This window comes from Pseudomonas sp. QTF5, assembly GCF_000512695.2.
In the GTDB taxonomy this organism is placed as follows: Bacteria; Pseudomonadota; Gammaproteobacteria; order Pseudomonadales; family Pseudomonadaceae; genus Aquipseudomonas.
The window spans coordinates 131,470-146,907 of sequence record NZ_AZRW02000009.1 but is presented as its reverse complement, the minus strand read 5'-3'; the positions used below and the strand labels follow the sequence as shown (position 1 = coordinate 146,907).

The 15,438-nt window shown below is 60.2% G+C and carries 12 protein-coding genes; 4 read left to right on the top strand and 8 right to left on the bottom strand.

From position 1 onward, the window contains the following. The 5 genes from pilQ to IC37_RS10060 are packed head-to-tail and all read right to left on the bottom strand — an operon-like array spanning window position 1 to window position 4,864. Complete coding sequence (gene pilQ, locus IC37_RS10080) at window positions 1-2,076, bottom strand: type IV pilus secretin PilQ (protein WP_030129212.1); 2,076 nt, start codon at window positions 2,074-2,076, stop codon at window positions 1-3. Window positions 2,077-2,089: 13 nt separating this feature from the next. Beyond that, a complete protein-coding gene (locus IC37_RS10075) occupies window positions 2,090-2,617 on the bottom strand; it encodes a pilus assembly protein PilP (protein WP_030129213.1) in 528 nt (175 codons plus the stop codon). Continuing rightward, window positions 2,614-3,237 carry a type 4a pilus biogenesis protein PilO gene (pilO, locus tag IC37_RS10070; protein ID WP_030129214.1) on the bottom strand — a complete coding sequence of 208 codons (624 nt, stop codon included), beginning with the start codon at window positions 3,235-3,237 and terminating at the stop codon, window positions 2,614-2,616. Before pilO ends, IC37_RS10075 begins: the two co-directional genes overlap by 4 nt. Then, window positions 3,234-3,800 carry a PilN domain-containing protein gene (locus IC37_RS10065; protein ID WP_030129215.1) on the bottom strand — a complete coding sequence of 189 codons (567 nt, stop codon included), beginning with the start codon at window positions 3,798-3,800 and terminating at the stop codon, window positions 3,234-3,236. The genes pilO and IC37_RS10065 overlap by 4 nt, the downstream gene beginning before the upstream one ends. After that, window positions 3,800-4,864: a pilus assembly protein PilM gene (locus tag IC37_RS10060; protein ID WP_030129216.1), complete on the bottom strand. Its 1,065-nt coding sequence runs from the start codon at window positions 4,862-4,864 to the stop codon at window positions 3,800-3,802. The genes IC37_RS10065 and IC37_RS10060 overlap by 1 nt, the downstream gene beginning before the upstream one ends. 217 nt (window positions 4,865-5,081) lie before the next feature. On the opposite strand from IC37_RS10060, the gene IC37_RS10055 reads away from it, so the two are divergent. Further along, window positions 5,082-7,526, top strand: a complete 2,445-nt coding sequence (locus IC37_RS10055) for a penicillin-binding protein 1A (RefSeq protein WP_371916319.1) — start codon at window positions 5,082-5,084, stop codon at window positions 7,524-7,526. Between the two features lie 240 nt (window positions 7,527-7,766). Here the strand turns inward: IC37_RS10055 and IC37_RS10050 are convergent, their stop codons facing one another. The 3 genes from IC37_RS10050 to rpmE all read right to left on the bottom strand — a co-directional run bounded on the left by IC37_RS10050 (window position 7,767) and on the right by rpmE (window position 10,264). Then, a complete protein-coding gene (locus tag IC37_RS10050; RefSeq protein WP_030129218.1) occupies window positions 7,767-9,035 on the bottom strand; it encodes a malic enzyme-like NAD(P)-binding protein in 1,269 nt (422 codons plus the stop codon). A 183-nt stretch (window positions 9,036-9,218) separates the two neighbouring features. After that, entirely contained in the window at window positions 9,219-10,019 is an 801-nt protein-coding gene (locus IC37_RS10045) for a thermonuclease family protein (RefSeq protein WP_030129219.1), read from the bottom strand. 14 nt (window positions 10,020-10,033) lie between these two features. Continuing rightward, entirely contained in the window at window positions 10,034-10,264 is a 231-nt protein-coding gene (gene rpmE / locus IC37_RS10040) for a 50S ribosomal protein L31 (protein ID WP_007899231.1), read from the bottom strand. A 170-nt stretch (window positions 10,265-10,434) separates the two neighbouring features. Between rpmE and IC37_RS10035 the strand changes: the two genes are divergently transcribed. The 3 genes from IC37_RS10035 to IC37_RS10025 all read left to right on the top strand — a co-directional run bounded on the left by IC37_RS10035 (window position 10,435) and on the right by IC37_RS10025 (window position 15,313). After that, window positions 10,435-12,654 carry a primosomal protein N' gene (locus IC37_RS10035; protein WP_030129220.1) on the top strand — a complete coding sequence of 740 codons (2,220 nt, stop codon included), beginning with the start codon at window positions 10,435-10,437 and terminating at the stop codon, window positions 12,652-12,654. Window positions 12,655-12,867: 213 nt separating this feature from the next. Continuing rightward, a complete protein-coding gene (gene argS / locus IC37_RS10030; protein WP_030129221.1) occupies window positions 12,868-14,604 on the top strand; it encodes an arginine--tRNA ligase in 1,737 nt (578 codons plus the stop codon). A 1-nt stretch (window position 14,605) separates the two neighbouring features. Beyond that, window positions 14,606-15,313, top strand: a complete 708-nt coding sequence (locus tag IC37_RS10025) for an SPOR domain-containing protein (RefSeq protein WP_030129222.1) — start codon at window positions 14,606-14,608, stop codon at window positions 15,311-15,313. Window positions 15,314-15,438 lie beyond the last annotated feature (125 nt).

Here is a 15,438-nt window from a genome sequence, read left to right as displayed (position 1 = left end):
TCAATGACTCACAGCAATCGCCTGATTGTTCATGATACGCGGAGTGAGAAACACCAGCAGCTCGGATTTTTTCTCCGAGACCACGTCACGCCGGAAAAGGCGGCCAAGATACGGCACATCACCGAGAAATGGCACCTTATCTACAACCTTGCTCTGAGTATTTGAGAAAACACCACCAATAACGATGGTCTCGCCATCGTTGACCAGGACCTTGGCGTTGACCTCGTTTTTCTTTATCGGCGGCACGTCCTGCACTTTGTTCAGGTAGTCCGGTTCGTCCTTGGTGACTTTGACCTCCATGATGATGCGGTTGTCTGGAGTGATCTGCGGCGTCACTTCAAGGGACAGCGAGGCCTCCTTGAACGACACCGAGGTAGCGCCGCTGGAGCTGGCTTCCTGATAGGGAATCTCGGTGCCCTTGAGGATTTTCGCAGTTTCCTTGTCGGACGTGACCACCTTGGGCTGCGAGACGATTTCCCCGTTGCCGGTTTTCTCCATGGCCGAAAGCTCAAGGTCCAGCAGCACATTGTCGGTAATGAAGGCGATGCCAATTCCCGAGGTATTGGCAGAGGTCCCCAGGTCAACGAACGGCGAATTGGTACTGGTGCTGCCCGGCGTACCAATGGTGGTCGAAGAGCCGTTGACCCCGGACGTGTTCCAGTTACCCTTCTGCACCGAACCACCCCAGCGTACGCCAAGGCTTTTGTCGTAATCGACATTGGCCTCGACGATGCGCGCCTCAATCATTACCTGACGCACCGGAATATCCAGCTGCGCGACGATGCGACGCAGTTCGTCGAGCCGATCCTGGGTCTGGTAAGCAATGATGTTGTTGGTTCGCTCATCGACAGTGATTGACCCTCGCTCGTCGATTTTCGCCTCGGCGCTGGTCACCGACTGGAACAGCTTGGCGATATCGGCGGCTTTGGCGTAGTTGACCTGCAACAGCTCGCGACGCAGAGGCGCCAGTTCAGCGATCTGCTTCTGCGACTCCAGTTCCTGGCGTTCTCGAGCAGCGATTTCATCGGCCGGCGCCACCAGTAGCACGTTTCCAATCTTGCGTTTATCCAGACCTTTGGTTTTCAACACCAGGTCCAGCGCCTGATCCCACGGCACATTCTGCAGACGCAACGTGATGCCGCCCTGCACCGTGTCGCTGGCCACCAGATTGAGGTTGGTGAAATCGGCGATCAGTTGCAGCACCGAGCGCACATCGATGTCCTGAAAATTCAGCGAGAGTTTTTCGCCAGTGTAGGCAAAGCGTTCGGCGTTGCGCTTGTGCAAGTCATCGACAGTCATCGGACGGATGCTGACGGTCAGTTTGTTGTCGGTCTGATAGGTCGAATAATCGAAGGCACCGCTGGGCTCGATACTGATAATGGCCCGGTCGCCCGTGGCGCTGGCGTTGACGAACTGCACCGGCGTGGCGAAATCCTTGACGTCGAGGCGCACACGCAACCGCTCAGGCAGTTGAGTCCTGGTGAAGCCGACGATGATCTTGCCATCGTGCTCCTGAATGTCCGGGGCGATGGACGGATCCGACAGATCGATGACCACATTGCCCTCACCCTGAGTGCCGCGCTGGAAATCCACGCCCCGGATGGCTTTGCCCACGGGCGCATTGACCCTGGCAGGCACTGGCGTCGCAGTGGCTGCCCGCGGTGCGGGGGTGATCGGTTTGGATGCCTTGTTACCGGCCTCTTGCCCGACGACCACGAACAGAGTGTTGCCTTCGACGCGTGCGTTGTACGGGGTTAATTGAGTCAGGCTGATGATCAGCCGTGTGCGGTCCTTTGCCTCAACCACCGTGGCGCTGCGGGCATTGCCGCCACCCAGGTCCCGATTCTTGTTCGCCAGCTGACTGGTGACCCCCGGCAGATCCAGCGCAATCCGCGCAGGCTGCTCAGTCGTGTAACCGTGGGGCTGCGGCGGTGGCCCATCGAACGACAACTTCAACTCGACACGGTCACCGGGCAGCGCGGCGACATCCAGCGCTTTGAGGTTGGCCGCCTGTACCATCGGCGACAGAAACGCTATCCATAGCGAAATACCGAAGGTTGAGAAAATCCTGTTCATTATTCGAGTTCCACTATGAGTGCTCTTTCAAAGGGATGGTTCGCGGCCGTTCCAGCCAGGCACCTTCGCCATCGGGAACGATTTCGACCACGTCGACTTGCGAACCGCTGATGGCGACGATCCGTCCATCGCTACGCCCCAGGTAATCGCCGACTTTCAGCCGGTGCACGCCGCCCGCCCCGCGCAGCAGCGCAAAGGAGCCATTCGAATTGGAGATCGTGCCGACCATTTCAAATTGCTCGATGTTGAAACCTTCGAGGTACTGCTTGACCCGGTTGGGGTCGGGTTTGACGTTACGCGAGCCGTGCTTCTGCCCGGCCAGATCGACTCTGACCTGCCGGGAGAACGGGCTACGCAGGTTGGCAGCGTTGTAGGTGAATGTGGGGTAAGACCGGAATGTCGGCGTTGGTTCAATCTTGCCGGGCGCACGCAGGCGCACTTCGTTCAAATAGGCATCCAGGTCGCTGAAATCATTGTCGCCGCCACAACCGGCCAGGATGACCAGGCACATAACCATCGACAGGCAACGAATCGGGTTCATTTCTGCAACCCCTTGTCGTTGTAGCGATAGGTCTTGGCAAGGATGCTCATGCGCAACTTCGGACCGCCGTCGGGATTGGCCGGCGCCAGGTCGAAGTCATGCAGGGTGACGATCCGCGGCAGCCCGGCCACGCCGCTGACGAAAGTGGCCAGATCGTGATAGGCGCCAGTGACGGTGATCTGGATAGGAAGCTCGATGTAGAACTGCTGGGTGACCTCCGGGAGGAGCTTGATTTCTTCGAACTCCAGGCCACTGCCCAGACCGGTACGGGTAATGTCTTCCAGCAGGCCGGGCACTTCGGTGTCGCTGGGCAATTGCCGTAATAGCATGCCGAAGGAGTTCTCCATTTCCTTCATCTGCTGGGTATACAGCTCCAGATTCGCCGCCATATGGGCTTTGGTCGCGAATTGCTCCCTGAGCGTCGACTCTTCCTCGCGCCTGAGTTCCAGGTGATTTTGCAGGTCGCTGATCAAGAAGCTGTAGCCCAGGGCCAGCACCAGAACCATCAGCAGGACGCTCGCCAGGACCTTGATCGCTGGAGGCCAGGACCCCATGTTGTTGGTGTCCAGATCGTTGATGTCGATCTGGCGCAACCCTTCGAACCATTCGGACAGTCTCATTTAGCGACCCCCACAACGGCGGGCTGAGTCTGACGGACGGTCAATTGAAAAACATTGGCCTGATCCAGCTGACCGGCGGTAGTCGCTTTGACTTCCGTGAGATTGGGCGCATCGAACCAGTCGGACGCATCAAGATTGCGCATCAGATCCGAAACACGATTGTTGGACTCCGCCGCGCCGGTGATGGACACGGTTTTGCCGACCATTTTCACCTCGGTGAAATAAACTCCGTCCGGCAACGTCCGCGCCAACTGATCGAAAATTCTCCCGCTGATCGGCCGGTTGCCCTGCAGGTCCTGAATAATGCGCATGCGCTCCACGAGTTGCTGTCGACGGGCCTTCAGGTCGCTGATCTGTTTGATCCGCTCGTCGACCACCGCAATCTGCTTGCCGATGTAATCGTTACGGGCGACTTGCCGATTAATGGCGCCGTTAATGACCTGGTCCGCAATCAGCAGCGCGCCCACTGACCCCACCAGCACACCAACCAACGCCAGCAAAAAGCGTTTGCGACGCCCTTCGCGCAACTCTTCACGCCAGGGTAAAAGATTGATCCGCGCCATCAGTCGAAACTCCTGAGGGCCAGCCCGCAGGCGATCATCAGTGCCGGGGCATCGCTCGCCAGGGCACCGGCGTTGACCTTGCTGCTCAGGGTCATGTCGGAGAATGGATTGGCGACCTGGGTCGGCGTACCCAGTCGCTGCTCGATCAACCGATCCAGTCCGGGGACCGAGGCGGTGCCGCCGGCCAGGAGGATGTGATCGACCGAGTTGTACTGACCGGAGGCAAAGAAAAACTGCAACGAACGCGACACCTGTTGCACCAGCGCGTCACGAAACGGCTGCAAGACCTCGCTGGCGTAATCGTCCGGCAAACCGCCCTGTTTCTTCGCCAGCCCCGCCTGTTCGACCGTCAGGCCATAACGACGCTGGATCTCTTCCGTCAGTTGACGGCCGCCGAACAATTGTTCGCGGGTGTAGATGATCCGCCCGTTGTGCAGCACGCTCAGGGTGGTCATGGTGGCACCGATGTCGACCACCGCCACGGTCAGCCGCTCCTGAGAAGCGGCCAACTGGGTTGCCAGCAGGCCGAACGATCGCTCCAGGGCATAGGCTTCGACATCGACCACTCGCGCAGTTAGCCCGGCCAAGGCCAGGGCCGCTTCACGGACTTCAACGTTTTCCTTGCGACACGCCGCCAGCAGCACATTGACCCGCTCGGGGTTGCGCGCCGACACGCCCTGCACCTCAAAGTCGATCGCCACTTCGTCCAGTGGATAAGGAATGTACTGATCAGCCTCGATCTTCAGCTGGTTTTCCATCTCGTCGTCGGAAAGACCGGCGTCCATCTCGATGGTCTTGGTGATTACCGCCGAACCGGCCACAGCCACGGCAACGTTCCTGAGGCTGGTTTTGGCCTTGGATAGCACCCGCGCAAGAGCCTGCCCCACGCCTTCGAGCTCGGCGATATTTTTCTCGACCACGGCACTGGCGGGCAGCGGTTCGACCGCATAGGCCTCAACCCGATAGCGGTCGCCCTGGCGACTTAGCTCCAATAGCTTCACCGACGTGGAGCTGATGTCGATCCCCAGAAGCGAATTGGCTTTTTTATTGAAGAGTCCTAGCACTACCAATTCCCTATGACTATCCGTGAGTTACGGACTCTGTAATATCCATTGCGTTCAATACCCCCCGTCTTGACAGAAGCGCAAATGACGCTCCCGACGGAAAAATGCTTATAATGCCGAGCGTTTTTCCGCTTTCACTGCAAGCGCGGGTCATTCTCTGTATAGCCTGAACCCTGATGCCTAATTCATTTTTTGCCCTGGATATCCAAAAGCCTTGATTCGTCTGCTGAAATTTTTCGGTTGGTCCATCGTCGCCGTTTTCTGCGGACTGCTCCTGGGTCTGAGCGGCGCTTTTCTTTACCTTAGCCCTGGATTGCCATCCGTGGAGGCGCTGAGAAGCATTCAGTTGCAGATTCCTTTGCGGGTGTACAGCAGCGACAACAAGTTGATCGCAGAATTTGGCGAAATGCGCCGTACGCCAATCCGTTTCGCCGACATTCCCCCCAATTTCATTAATGCGTTACTAAGTGCTGAAGACGACAATTTCGCCAACCACTACGGCGTCGATCCCAGCAGCCTGATGCGTGCCGCCACGCAGTTGATTAAGAGCGGACACATTCAGTCCGGCGGCAGCACCATCACCATGCAGGTGGCGAAAAACTTCTTTCTGACCAGCGAACGCAGCTTCTCGCGCAAAACCACCGAAATCCTCCTGGCCCTGCAGATCGAACGGCAGTTGACCAAGGACGAGATCCTCGAGCTGTACGTCAACAAGATCTATCTGGGCAACCGCGCCTATGGCATCGAGGCGGCGGCACAGGTCTATTACGGCAAGTCGATTCGTGACGTCAGCCTGGCGCAGATGGCGATGATCGCCGGCCTGCCAAAAGCCCCGTCACGCTTCAACCCGCTGGCCAACCCGGCCCGCAGCAAGGAGCGTCGCGACTGGATCCTGGGGCGCATGTACAAGCTCGGCAAGATCACCGAAGCCGACTACACAACCGCGATCAATGAGCCGCTGAACGCCAGCTACCATGTGCCGACCCCGGAAGTGAACGCACCGTACGTCGCCGAAATGGCCCGTGCCGAAATGGTCGGCCGCTATGGCAGCGATGCGTACACCGAAGGTTTCCGTGTCACCACCACAGTGCCGAGCAATTTGCAGGAGATGGCCAACACCGCGGTTCACGAAGGCTTGATGACCTACGACCAACGGCACGGTTATCGCGGCCCCGAGTCACGCCTGCCGGGTAAAACCCGAGAGGCCTGGACTCAGGAGTTGACCAAACAGCGAATCATCAGCGGCCTGGAACCGGCGATCGTGACCCAGGTCGACAAGAACGGCGTACAGGTGTTGACCCGCACGGGTACTGGCGAAGAGCACGTCGCCTGGGACACCATGAAGTGGGCTCGTCCGTTCCTGAACACCAACAGCATGGGCGCCAATCCGAAGCAGCCGTCGGAGGTCGCGCAGGTCGGTGATCTGATTCGCGTACAGCGTCAACCAGACAATTCACTCAAATTCAGCCAGATTCCACAGGCCCAGGGCGCACTGGTTTCCCTCGACCCGCAGAACGGCGCCATTCGTTCGCTGGTCGGCGGTTTCGCCTTCGAGCAGAGCAATTACAACCGCGCCATGCAGGCCAAGCGTCAGCCGGGTTCGAGCTTCAAGCCGTTCGTCTACAGCGCCGCCCTGGACAACGGCTACACCGCCGCCAGCCTGGTGAACGACGCACCGATCGTGTTCGTAGACGAATACCTGGACAAGGTCTGGCGTCCGAAGAACGACACCAACACCTTCCTCGGCCCGATCCGCATGCGTGAAGCGCTCTATAAGTCGCGCAACCTGGTATCGATCCGCCTGCTCCAAGCGCTGGGTGTCGACCGCACCATCGACTACATCAGCAAGTTCGGCTTCAACAAACAGGATCTGCCGCGCAACCTGTCCCTGGCGCTGGGCACCGCGACTTTGACCCCCATGGAGATCGCCACTGGCTGGGCTACATTCGCTAACGGCGGCTACAAGATCACCCCATACATCATCGATAAAATCGAAAGCCGCAACGGCGACACGCTATTCGTCGCCAACCCGCCGAGTGTTCCGAAAGGCGCCGTAGCCAGCGATGGCATCGCTGTGCCGGCCTCCAACACCTTCACGGTCAATGCCACTCCAGGCGAAGCGCCGAGCGCCCAGCCAGTGCCACAAACGCCAGCCGTGGCCGACCGTATCGTCGATGGGCGCACCACCTACATCCTCAACAGCATGCTTGAGGATGTGATCAAACTCGGCACCGGCCGCCGTGCGCTGGCCCTGGGTCGCAGCGACATCGCAGGCAAGACCGGCACCACCAACGAATCCAAGGACGCCTGGTTCTCCGGCTATAACGCCGATTACGTAACCACCGTCTGGACTGGCTTCGACCAACCGGAAAGCCTGGGTAAACGCGAGTTCGGCGGCACCGTTGCCTTGCCTATCTGGATGAACTACATGGCGGCGGCCCTTAAAGACAAGCCGCCTCACACCCAGGCGGAGCCGGAAGGCATTCTCAGCCTGCGTGTCGACCCGATCAGCGGCCGTGCAGCCACCCCTGGCACGCCAGGCGCCTACTTCGAACTGTTCAAGGCCGAAGACACGCCACCGTCGGCGAACGAGCTGGGCAACGGCAATGTGCCGGGCAGCCCGCTGCCAGCGGATGAAGCGGCGCCGATCGATTTGTTCTGATCGTGTAGCAACACCTAAAAGCCCCGCCCTCGAAAGAAGTGCGGGGCTTTTTTTGGCCTGCCGATCGTTCCTACGCTCTGCGTGGGAATGCAGCCCGGGACGCTCCGCGTCCCTTTTCTAGAGCTGGAACGCGGAGCGTCCCTTGAGGCATTCCCACGCAGAGCGTGGGAACGATCATCTGCTGAAAAAAAAGCCCCGACTCGTTAGAGCCGGGGCTTTTGGTTGAAGCGCTACAACGGCTTAGCCGTTGAAAACGTCATCCACGCTTTTCAGCGGGTAGTTCTTCGGATACGGCAGGGTCGCCACACCGGTCTCGATCGCAGCTTTGGCCACGGCATCGGAGATCAGGGTGATCAGACGGGCATCCATTGGTTTCGGAATGATGTACTCACGACCGAATTCCAGCTTGATGCCGCCGTAGGCGTCGCACACTTCCTGAGGCACTGGCAGCTTGGCCAGTTCACGCAGGGCGTTGGCGGCCGCCACTTTCATTTCTTCGTTGATGCGCTTGGCGCGAACGTCCAGGGCACCACGGAAGATGAACGGGAAGCCCAGTACGTTGTTGACCTGGTTCGGGTAGTCCGAACGGCCGGTGGCCATGATCACGTCGTCACGGGTGGCGTGAGCCAGTTCCGGGGAGATTTCCGGATCCGGGTTCGAGCACGCGAACACGATCGGGTTGGCCGCCATGGATTTCAGGCCTTCAGCACTCAGCAGGTTCGGACCGGACAGGCCAACGAACACGTCAGCGCCTTCCAGCGCGTCAGCCAGGGTGCGCTTCTCGGTCGCGTGAGCGAATACAGCCTTGTACTGGTTCAGGTCGTCACGGCCGGAGTGGATCACGCCGGTACGGTCAACCATGTAGATGTTTTCGATGTTGGCGCCCATGCTCACCAGCAATTTCATGCAGGAGATGGCCGCAGCACCGGCGCCCAGGCAGACGATTTTGGCGTCAGCCAGGGTTTTGCCAGCGATTTCCAGGGCGTTGATCATGCCGGCTGCAGTAACGATTGCGGTGCCGTGCTGGTCATCGTGGAATACCGGAATGTCGCACTGCTCGATCAGAGCGCGTTCGATCTCAAAGCACTCAGGTGCCTTGATGTCTTCCAGGTTGATGCCACCGAAGGTGATGGAGATACGCTTGACGGTGTCGATGAAGGCTTGCGGGCTTTCGGAGTCGACTTCGATGTCGAACACGTCGATGCCGGCGAAGCGCTTGAACAGTACACCTTTACCTTCCATAACCGGCTTGGAAGCCAATGGGCCGAGGTTACCCAGGCCGAGAATCGCGGTGCCATCGGAAATGACTGCAACCAGGTTGCCCTTGCCGGTGTATTTGTAGGCCAGTTCAGGATCGCGGGCGATTTCGCGTACTGGTTCGGCTACGCCGGGGCTGTAGGCCAGCGACAGATCGCGGGCGGTAGCGGTGGCCTTGGTGAGCTCGACACTCAGCTTCCCTGGACGGGGATGGGCGTGATATTCGAGAGCGGCAGTTTTCAAATCAGACATATGGGCATTCCGCTTTTTACTGTTGGACAGACGGACCGCCGAGGATACTCGCCTCGCAAAGTCCTCACAAGACTGACCAGTCACCCCTGTCAAGCGCCCGGCCCTACGACTTTGGGCCAAGAGCCACGAAACACAAGGGATAGACTGTTCACAATCAATATAAAAAATGTCTACAGTTTTTTCTTACGGTGCCGCCTGCAACATCGCCGGATCGGTCAGCGGCAGAAGCCAGCGCGCCTGCCCCGGCTGCAGTCCGCCGCGACGCGAACGATCCACTACCCAGCCTCGAGCCTCGACTTGCTTGCCTTTGAGCTGTTCAAGCGACGCGACATCGAACTGACCAAGCAGATTGGGTGCAACCCGCAATACAACCGAATCCTGCAACTCGATCCAAACCCCGCCGCGATTGCGCTGAACCTTGCTCACACGACCACTGAGCATGGCGAAACCGGAGGCGCTGATCTGCTCCGCTTTCAGTACAGGTGATTGTCGCCACAACCCGAGACCGGCCTGACGAGCACTGCGTTCCGCGGCTTGCTGACAGGCGACCAAATCGACATTCGGCGCCACCGCCACCTGAAAACCGAGGCCCTCGGCGAGCATTTGCGCTTCGAAGTTGGCACCATCGACGCCGTAGACATGCGCCAGGGTGCGACCGTAATGGTCCTCGCTTTCTTTACCCGGCAGCAAACCGACCTGCCCGTCGCTGGCAGCCACCAGCGCTTCAAGGCGTTTGCGCGCGGCCACGGCGAACGGCTCGTCGGAACGGCCCTGCTTGCCCAGCTCAGGCGTATTCAAACCGATCATGCGCACGCTGCGACCATCGCGCAGGCGCAAGGTGTCGCCATCCACCACCCGCTGCACCGCGACCGACGTCAGCCCGCTCGGCGCCGGGCAGAAAGCCTGGGCACCGGAAAGCCAAATCGCAGACATAAAAAAGGCGCCCGCGAGGGACGCCTTTTTCATCAGCAAGGAAAAGCCCATCGGGCCCTTCAACCTTACTCTGCAGCTGCTGGAGCTTTCTTGCCGAAAGCGCCGAAACGGTCTGCGAAGCGCTGTACACGGCCGCCAGTATCCAGAGTCTTCTGCTTACCGGTGTAGAACGGGTGGCACTCGTTGCATACGTCGATCGCCAGAGGCTTGGCCAGGTTCGAACGAGTTTCGAACTTGTTGCCACAGCTGCAGGTAACTGCGGTGATTTCGTATGTTGGATGGATATCGGCTTTCATGATGTATTCCTCAGGCTAGCGTGCCGCCACTCAACACCATTGTTGAATACCGCACGTAATTAGGCCGCGGATTCTACCAGACAATGCCATTCACGCAAGCTGTCGCTTAAACCAGTCGTCTGCTAGGCTCCCGGCCTTCTTCATCGCCCTCTCATCGAGAAAACAATCGCGTGCCCAACGCCATTTTGCGCCTCGCCCTGCCTTCTCCCCTGCGTCGCCTGTTCGACTACCGCGCGCCGGCCGGAGTCCTGCGCGCCCAGCTACACCCTGGCATGCGCTTGCGGGTGCCGTTCGGCAGGCGAGAGATGATCGGGATTCTGGTGGAGGTCACCGACACCAGCGAAGTACCGGCAGAAAAACTCAAACCGGCCCTGGCACTGCTCGATGCCGTACCACCACTGCCGCCCGCGCTGTTCAAGCTGTGCCTATGGACTTCCCAGTATTACCAGCACAGCCTCGGCGACACGTTGAGCTGGGCGCTGCCGGTATTATTGCGTCAGGGTGAACTGGCCGAAGCTCGTCAGGAGCGTTTTTGGTCCGCCGCGCCCGGCGCCAGCCTCGATGATCCGCGCATTGCCCGCGCACCGCGACAGCGTGAAGCCCTGGCGACCCTGGCCCAGCATCCCCACGGCGTCGCTCATCAACTGCTGAGCAAATTGATGCTGAGCAAGGACAGCCTCGATCTGTTGCTGGCCAAGGATCTGGTGCAGGTAGACATCCGCAAGCACGCGCCCGGAGTGCGCCACGAACACTGGCTGGCGCAACCCGAATTGCCGCTCAACCCGGAGCAGCGCGCCGCTTACGAGGCGATTCGCTCCGGGTTCGACCGTTATCACGCGTTCCTGCTGGCCGGCGTCACCGGCAGCGGCAAGACCGAAGTCTATTTACAACTGATCCGCGAAACGCTCGAGGCCGGCAAGCAAGCCCTGGTGCTGATCCCGGAGATCAACCTCGGCCCGCAAACCCTGGCGCGCTTCGAGCAGCGCTTCAATGCGCGCATCGCGCTGATCCACTCCGCAGTCAATGACCGCGAACGCCTGGAAGCCTGGCTGGCGGCGCGGGATGGCGAGGCCGACATTATTATCGGTACCCGTTCGGCACTGTTCACGCCGATGAAGAACCCCGGACTGATCATCATTGATGAAGAGCACGACGGCTCCTATAAACAGCAGGAAGGCCTGCGTTACCACGCCCGCGACCTGGCACTGGTCCGCGCCCGGCAGGAAAACATCCCGATTGTCCTCGGATCCGCCACGCCTTCGCTGGAAAGCCTGCAAAACGCCTACACCGGTCGTTACGGCCTCTTACGCCTGAATGAGCGGGCGGGTGGCGCCAAGCAACCGCGCTTCCTGCGCCTGGACGTGAAAAGTCGCCCGCTGGACAGCGGCATTTCCGGGCCGATGCAGCAAGCCATCGGTCAGACCCTGGCCGCCGGCCAGCAGGTGCTGGTGTTCCTCAATCGCCGAGGGTTCGCCCCAACGCTGCTGTGCCACGACTGCGGCTGGATGTCCGAGTGCAAGCGCTGCGATGCGCGGATGACCGTGCACCAGCGCTCAGGCGAACTGCGTTGTCACCATTGCGGCGAAGTCGAGCGGGTGCCCCGCCATTGCCCGAAATGCGGCAAAGTCGATTTGCGCCCCGTGGGTGCTGGTACCGAGCGTGCCGAAGAGCGGCTGGGCATCCTGTTTCCCGGTGTTCCGGTATTGCGGGTCGACCGCGACAGCACTTCACGCAAAGATGCGATGAATCAACTGTTCGCCACCATTCAGAAAGGCCAGCCGTGCATTCTGGTCGGCACGCAGATGCTTGCCAAAGGACACCACTTTCCACGGGTGACCCTGGTGTCGATTCTCGATGCCGACGGCGGATTGTTCTCTGGTGATTTCCGCGCCAGCGAACGCATGGCGCAGTTGATTGTCCAGGTCGCCGGGCGCGCGGGCCGGGCCGAAGAGCCGGGCAAAGTGATTATCCAGACGCACCTGGCGGATCATCCACTGCTGGTGCAACTGACCGAACAGGGCTATTTCGCCTTTGCCGAACAGGCGTTGAGCGAGCGTCGCGCGGCCGGTTTGCCGCCGTTTGCGCATCTCGCGCTGCTGCGGGCCGAAGCGCATAAACCGGGGCAGGCTGAAGGCTTCCTCGATGAAGCGTGCAGCGAGGCCGAGCGTTTGCTGGTCGAGCAAAATCTGACCGGGATTGAGTTGCTGGGGCCAGTGCCTGCGCCGATGGAGCGCCGAGCCGGACGTTATCGTGCGCAGTTGTTGCTGCAAGCGACGGCCCGGGCACCGCTGCATCGATTGCTAAGCAGTTGGTTGCTGGTTTTGGAGCAGATGCCGAGCGGGCGGGCGGTGCGTTGGTCGCTGGATGTGGATCCGGTCGATTTGTATTGATTGGAAGATTGCCTTCGCGGGCAAGCCTCGCTCCTACGGTGGTCAAACGCATCCCCGTAGGAGCGAGGCTTGCCCGCGAAGAGGCCCTATTTGTCACCACATATCCATAACCTGCCCGCTATAGTTGGCAAGCCCGTCTTCGCCACGGATAATACCCAGTTTTTCCACCAGCGCATCGAAGCGCCGCCGCGCTTGCGGTCGACAGAGAACACCATGAAAGACACCATTCGCCAGCTGATCCAACAAGCCATCACCCAACTCGTCAACGAAGGTGTGTTGCCTGAAGGCCTGTCGCCGGCGATCCAGGTGGAAAACTCTCGCGACAAGAAAAACGGCGACTTCGCCAGCAACATCGCCATGATGCTGGCCAAGCCTGCGGGCATGAAGCCGCGTGACCTGGCCGAGAAAATCATCGCCGCGCTGCCGGCTGACGAGAACGTCTCCAAAGCCGAAATCGCCGGCCCTGGCTTCCTGAACTTCTTCCAGAACACCCAAGCCCTGGCGACCCGCCTGGACGCGGCGCTGGCCGACGACCACATCGGCGTGCGCAAAGCCGGCCCGGTGCAGCGCACCGTGGTAGACCTGTCGGCGCCGAACCTGGCCAAAGAGATGCACGTCGGCCACTTGCGTTCGACCATCATCGGCGATGGCGTGGCCCGGGTTCTGGAATTCCTCGGTGACGAAGTGATCCGCCAGAACCACGTGGGCGACTGGGGCACCCAGTTCGGCATGCTGATGGCTTATCTGCAGGAAAACCCGATCACCAGCGACGAGCTGTCGGACCTGGAAAACTTCTACCGCGCCGCCAAACAACGCTTCGACGAATCCGCAGAGTTCGCTGATCGCGCCCGTGGCCTGGTGGTCAAGCTGCAAGCCGGCGACCCAGACTGCCTGGCGCTGTGGACCAAGTTCAAAGACATCTCGCTGTCGCACTGCCAGAAAATCTATGAACTGTTGAACGTCAAACTGACCATGGCCGACGTGATGGGTGAAAGCGCCTATAACGACGACCTGATCAACGTGGTCAACGACCTCAAGGCCGCTGGCCTGCTGGTCGAAAGCAACGGCGCCCAGTGCGTGTTCCTCGACGAATTCAAGACCGCTGATGGCGAACCGCTGCCGGTGATCATCGTCAAGGCCGACGGCGGCTACCTCTACGCCACCACCGACCTCGCGGCCGTGCGCTACCGTAGCGGCAAGCTCAAGGCTGATCGCGCGTTGTACTTCGTCGACCAGCGCCAGGCCCTGCACTTCCAGCAAGTGTTCCAGGTCGCGCGCCTGGCCGGCTTCGTGACGCACCCGATGGAAATGGAACACATGGGCTTCGGCACCATGAACGGCGCCGATGGCCGTCCGTTCAAGACCCGTGACGGCGGCACCGTGAAGCTGATCGACCTGCTGACCGAAGCCCAGGAACGCGCCTACACGCTGGTGAAGGAGAAGAACCCGACGCTTGCCGAAGACGAGTTGCGCAACATCGCCAAGGTCGTGGGCATCGGCGCCGTGAAATACGCCGACCTGTCCAAGCACCGCACCAGCGACTACAGCTTCAACTTCGACCTGATGCTGAACTTCGAAGGCAACACCGCGCCATACCTGCTGTACGCCTACACCCGCGTGGCCGGTGTGTTCCGCAAACTCGGCAAGGATTTCAGCGAAGTCGAAGGACAGATCGTCCTCGAAGCCGCACACGAACATGAGCTGGCGGCGAAACTGGCGCAGTTCGGCGAAATCCTGAATAACGTGTCCGACAAAGGCACGCCGCATATCCTGTGCACCTACCTGTACGATGTTGCCGGCCTGTTCTCCAGCTTCTACGAGAACTGCCCGATCCTCGGCGCCGACACCCCGGCGCAAATGCAGAGCCGTCTGCGCCTCGCCGCGCTGACCGGTCGCACTCTCAAGCAAGGCCTGGAACTCTTGGGTCTGGAAACTCTGGAGCGTATGTAAGTTGGCTGCCAAGAAAAAACCTGCACCCAAGCGTGGCGCCAGCCGTTACCAAGCTCCTGCAAAGCAACCGATCCCGGGCTGGCTGTGGATGGCCATCGGCCTGACGGTCGGCGCGTTCATTGTGTTCCTGATGAAGCTGGAGCCGGGCAAGGGCAGCGATACCGTCAAGCGCGAGAAGATCGAGCAGCAGAAAGCCACCAAGATCGCCGAGGCCAACAAGACCCCGCCGAGCCCGACGCAACCGGTGAAGCCCAAGTACGACTTCTACACCTTGCTGCCGGAATCGGAAGTCATCGTGCCGCCGGACGCGGTGCCGGAGAAAACTCTGCCGACGCCGCAAGTGCCGGCCATTCCGACCACGCCGGTGACGCCTGCGGAAGCGGCGAAGATCGACACCGCCCGGGCTCAAGCGGCATTGGCCGGCATCACCCCGCCGCCAGCGCCACCCGTGGCAAAAGCTGCGCCGGTGACCAAGTTCTTCCTGCAGGCAGGCTCATTCCGCAAAGAAGCCGATGCCGACAAGGTGCGTGCGCAGATCATCCTGCTGGGGCAGGCCGTGGCGGTTGAATCCGGCACCGTGAAGGACGAGACCTGGTATCGGGTGCTGGTCGGCCCGTTCAGCAACCGCGAACAGCTGACCACCGCCCAGAAACAACTGGCTGGCAGCGGTTTCAGCAACCTGCTGTTACAACAACGCCAGAGTCGCTGACCTTCCACTGATCGTTCCCACGCTCTGCGTGGGAACGATCGATCAGACAACACCCCATCCCTGCCCCACACCGCTCGTCCCCCGCCGCGTCCTACAGTTGAAAAACGCTCCACCACCCCCATATG

Excerpts from the sequence above, each read along its gene's own strand:
- IC37_RS10050 (WP_030129218.1), bottom strand. The coding sequence starts at position 9,035 with ATGTCTGATTTGAAAACTGCCGCTCTCGAATATCACGCCCATCCCCGT.
- IC37_RS10075 (WP_030129213.1), bottom strand. The coding sequence starts at position 2,617 with ATGAACCCGATTCGTTGCCTGTCGATGGTTATGTGCCTGGTCATCCTG.
- IC37_RS10065 (WP_030129215.1), bottom strand. The coding sequence starts at position 3,800 with ATGGCGCGGATCAATCTTTTACCCTGGCGTGAAGAGTTGCGCGAAGGG.
- rpmE (WP_007899231.1), bottom strand. The coding sequence starts at position 10,264 with ATGAAAGCCGATATCCATCCAACATACGAAATCACCGCAGTTACCTGC.
- pilO (WP_030129214.1), bottom strand. The coding sequence starts at position 3,237 with ATGAGACTGTCCGAATGGTTCGAAGGGTTGCGCCAGATCGACATCAAC.
- pilQ (WP_030129212.1), bottom strand. The coding sequence starts at position 2,076 with ATGAACAGGATTTTCTCAACCTTCGGTATTTCGCTATGGATAGCGTTT.
- IC37_RS10045 (WP_030129219.1), bottom strand. The coding sequence starts at position 10,019 with ATGGGCTTTTCCTTGCTGATGAAAAAGGCGTCCCTCGCGGGCGCCTTT.
- argS (WP_030129221.1), top strand. The coding sequence starts at position 12,868 with ATGAAAGACACCATTCGCCAGCTGATCCAACAAGCCATCACCCAACTC.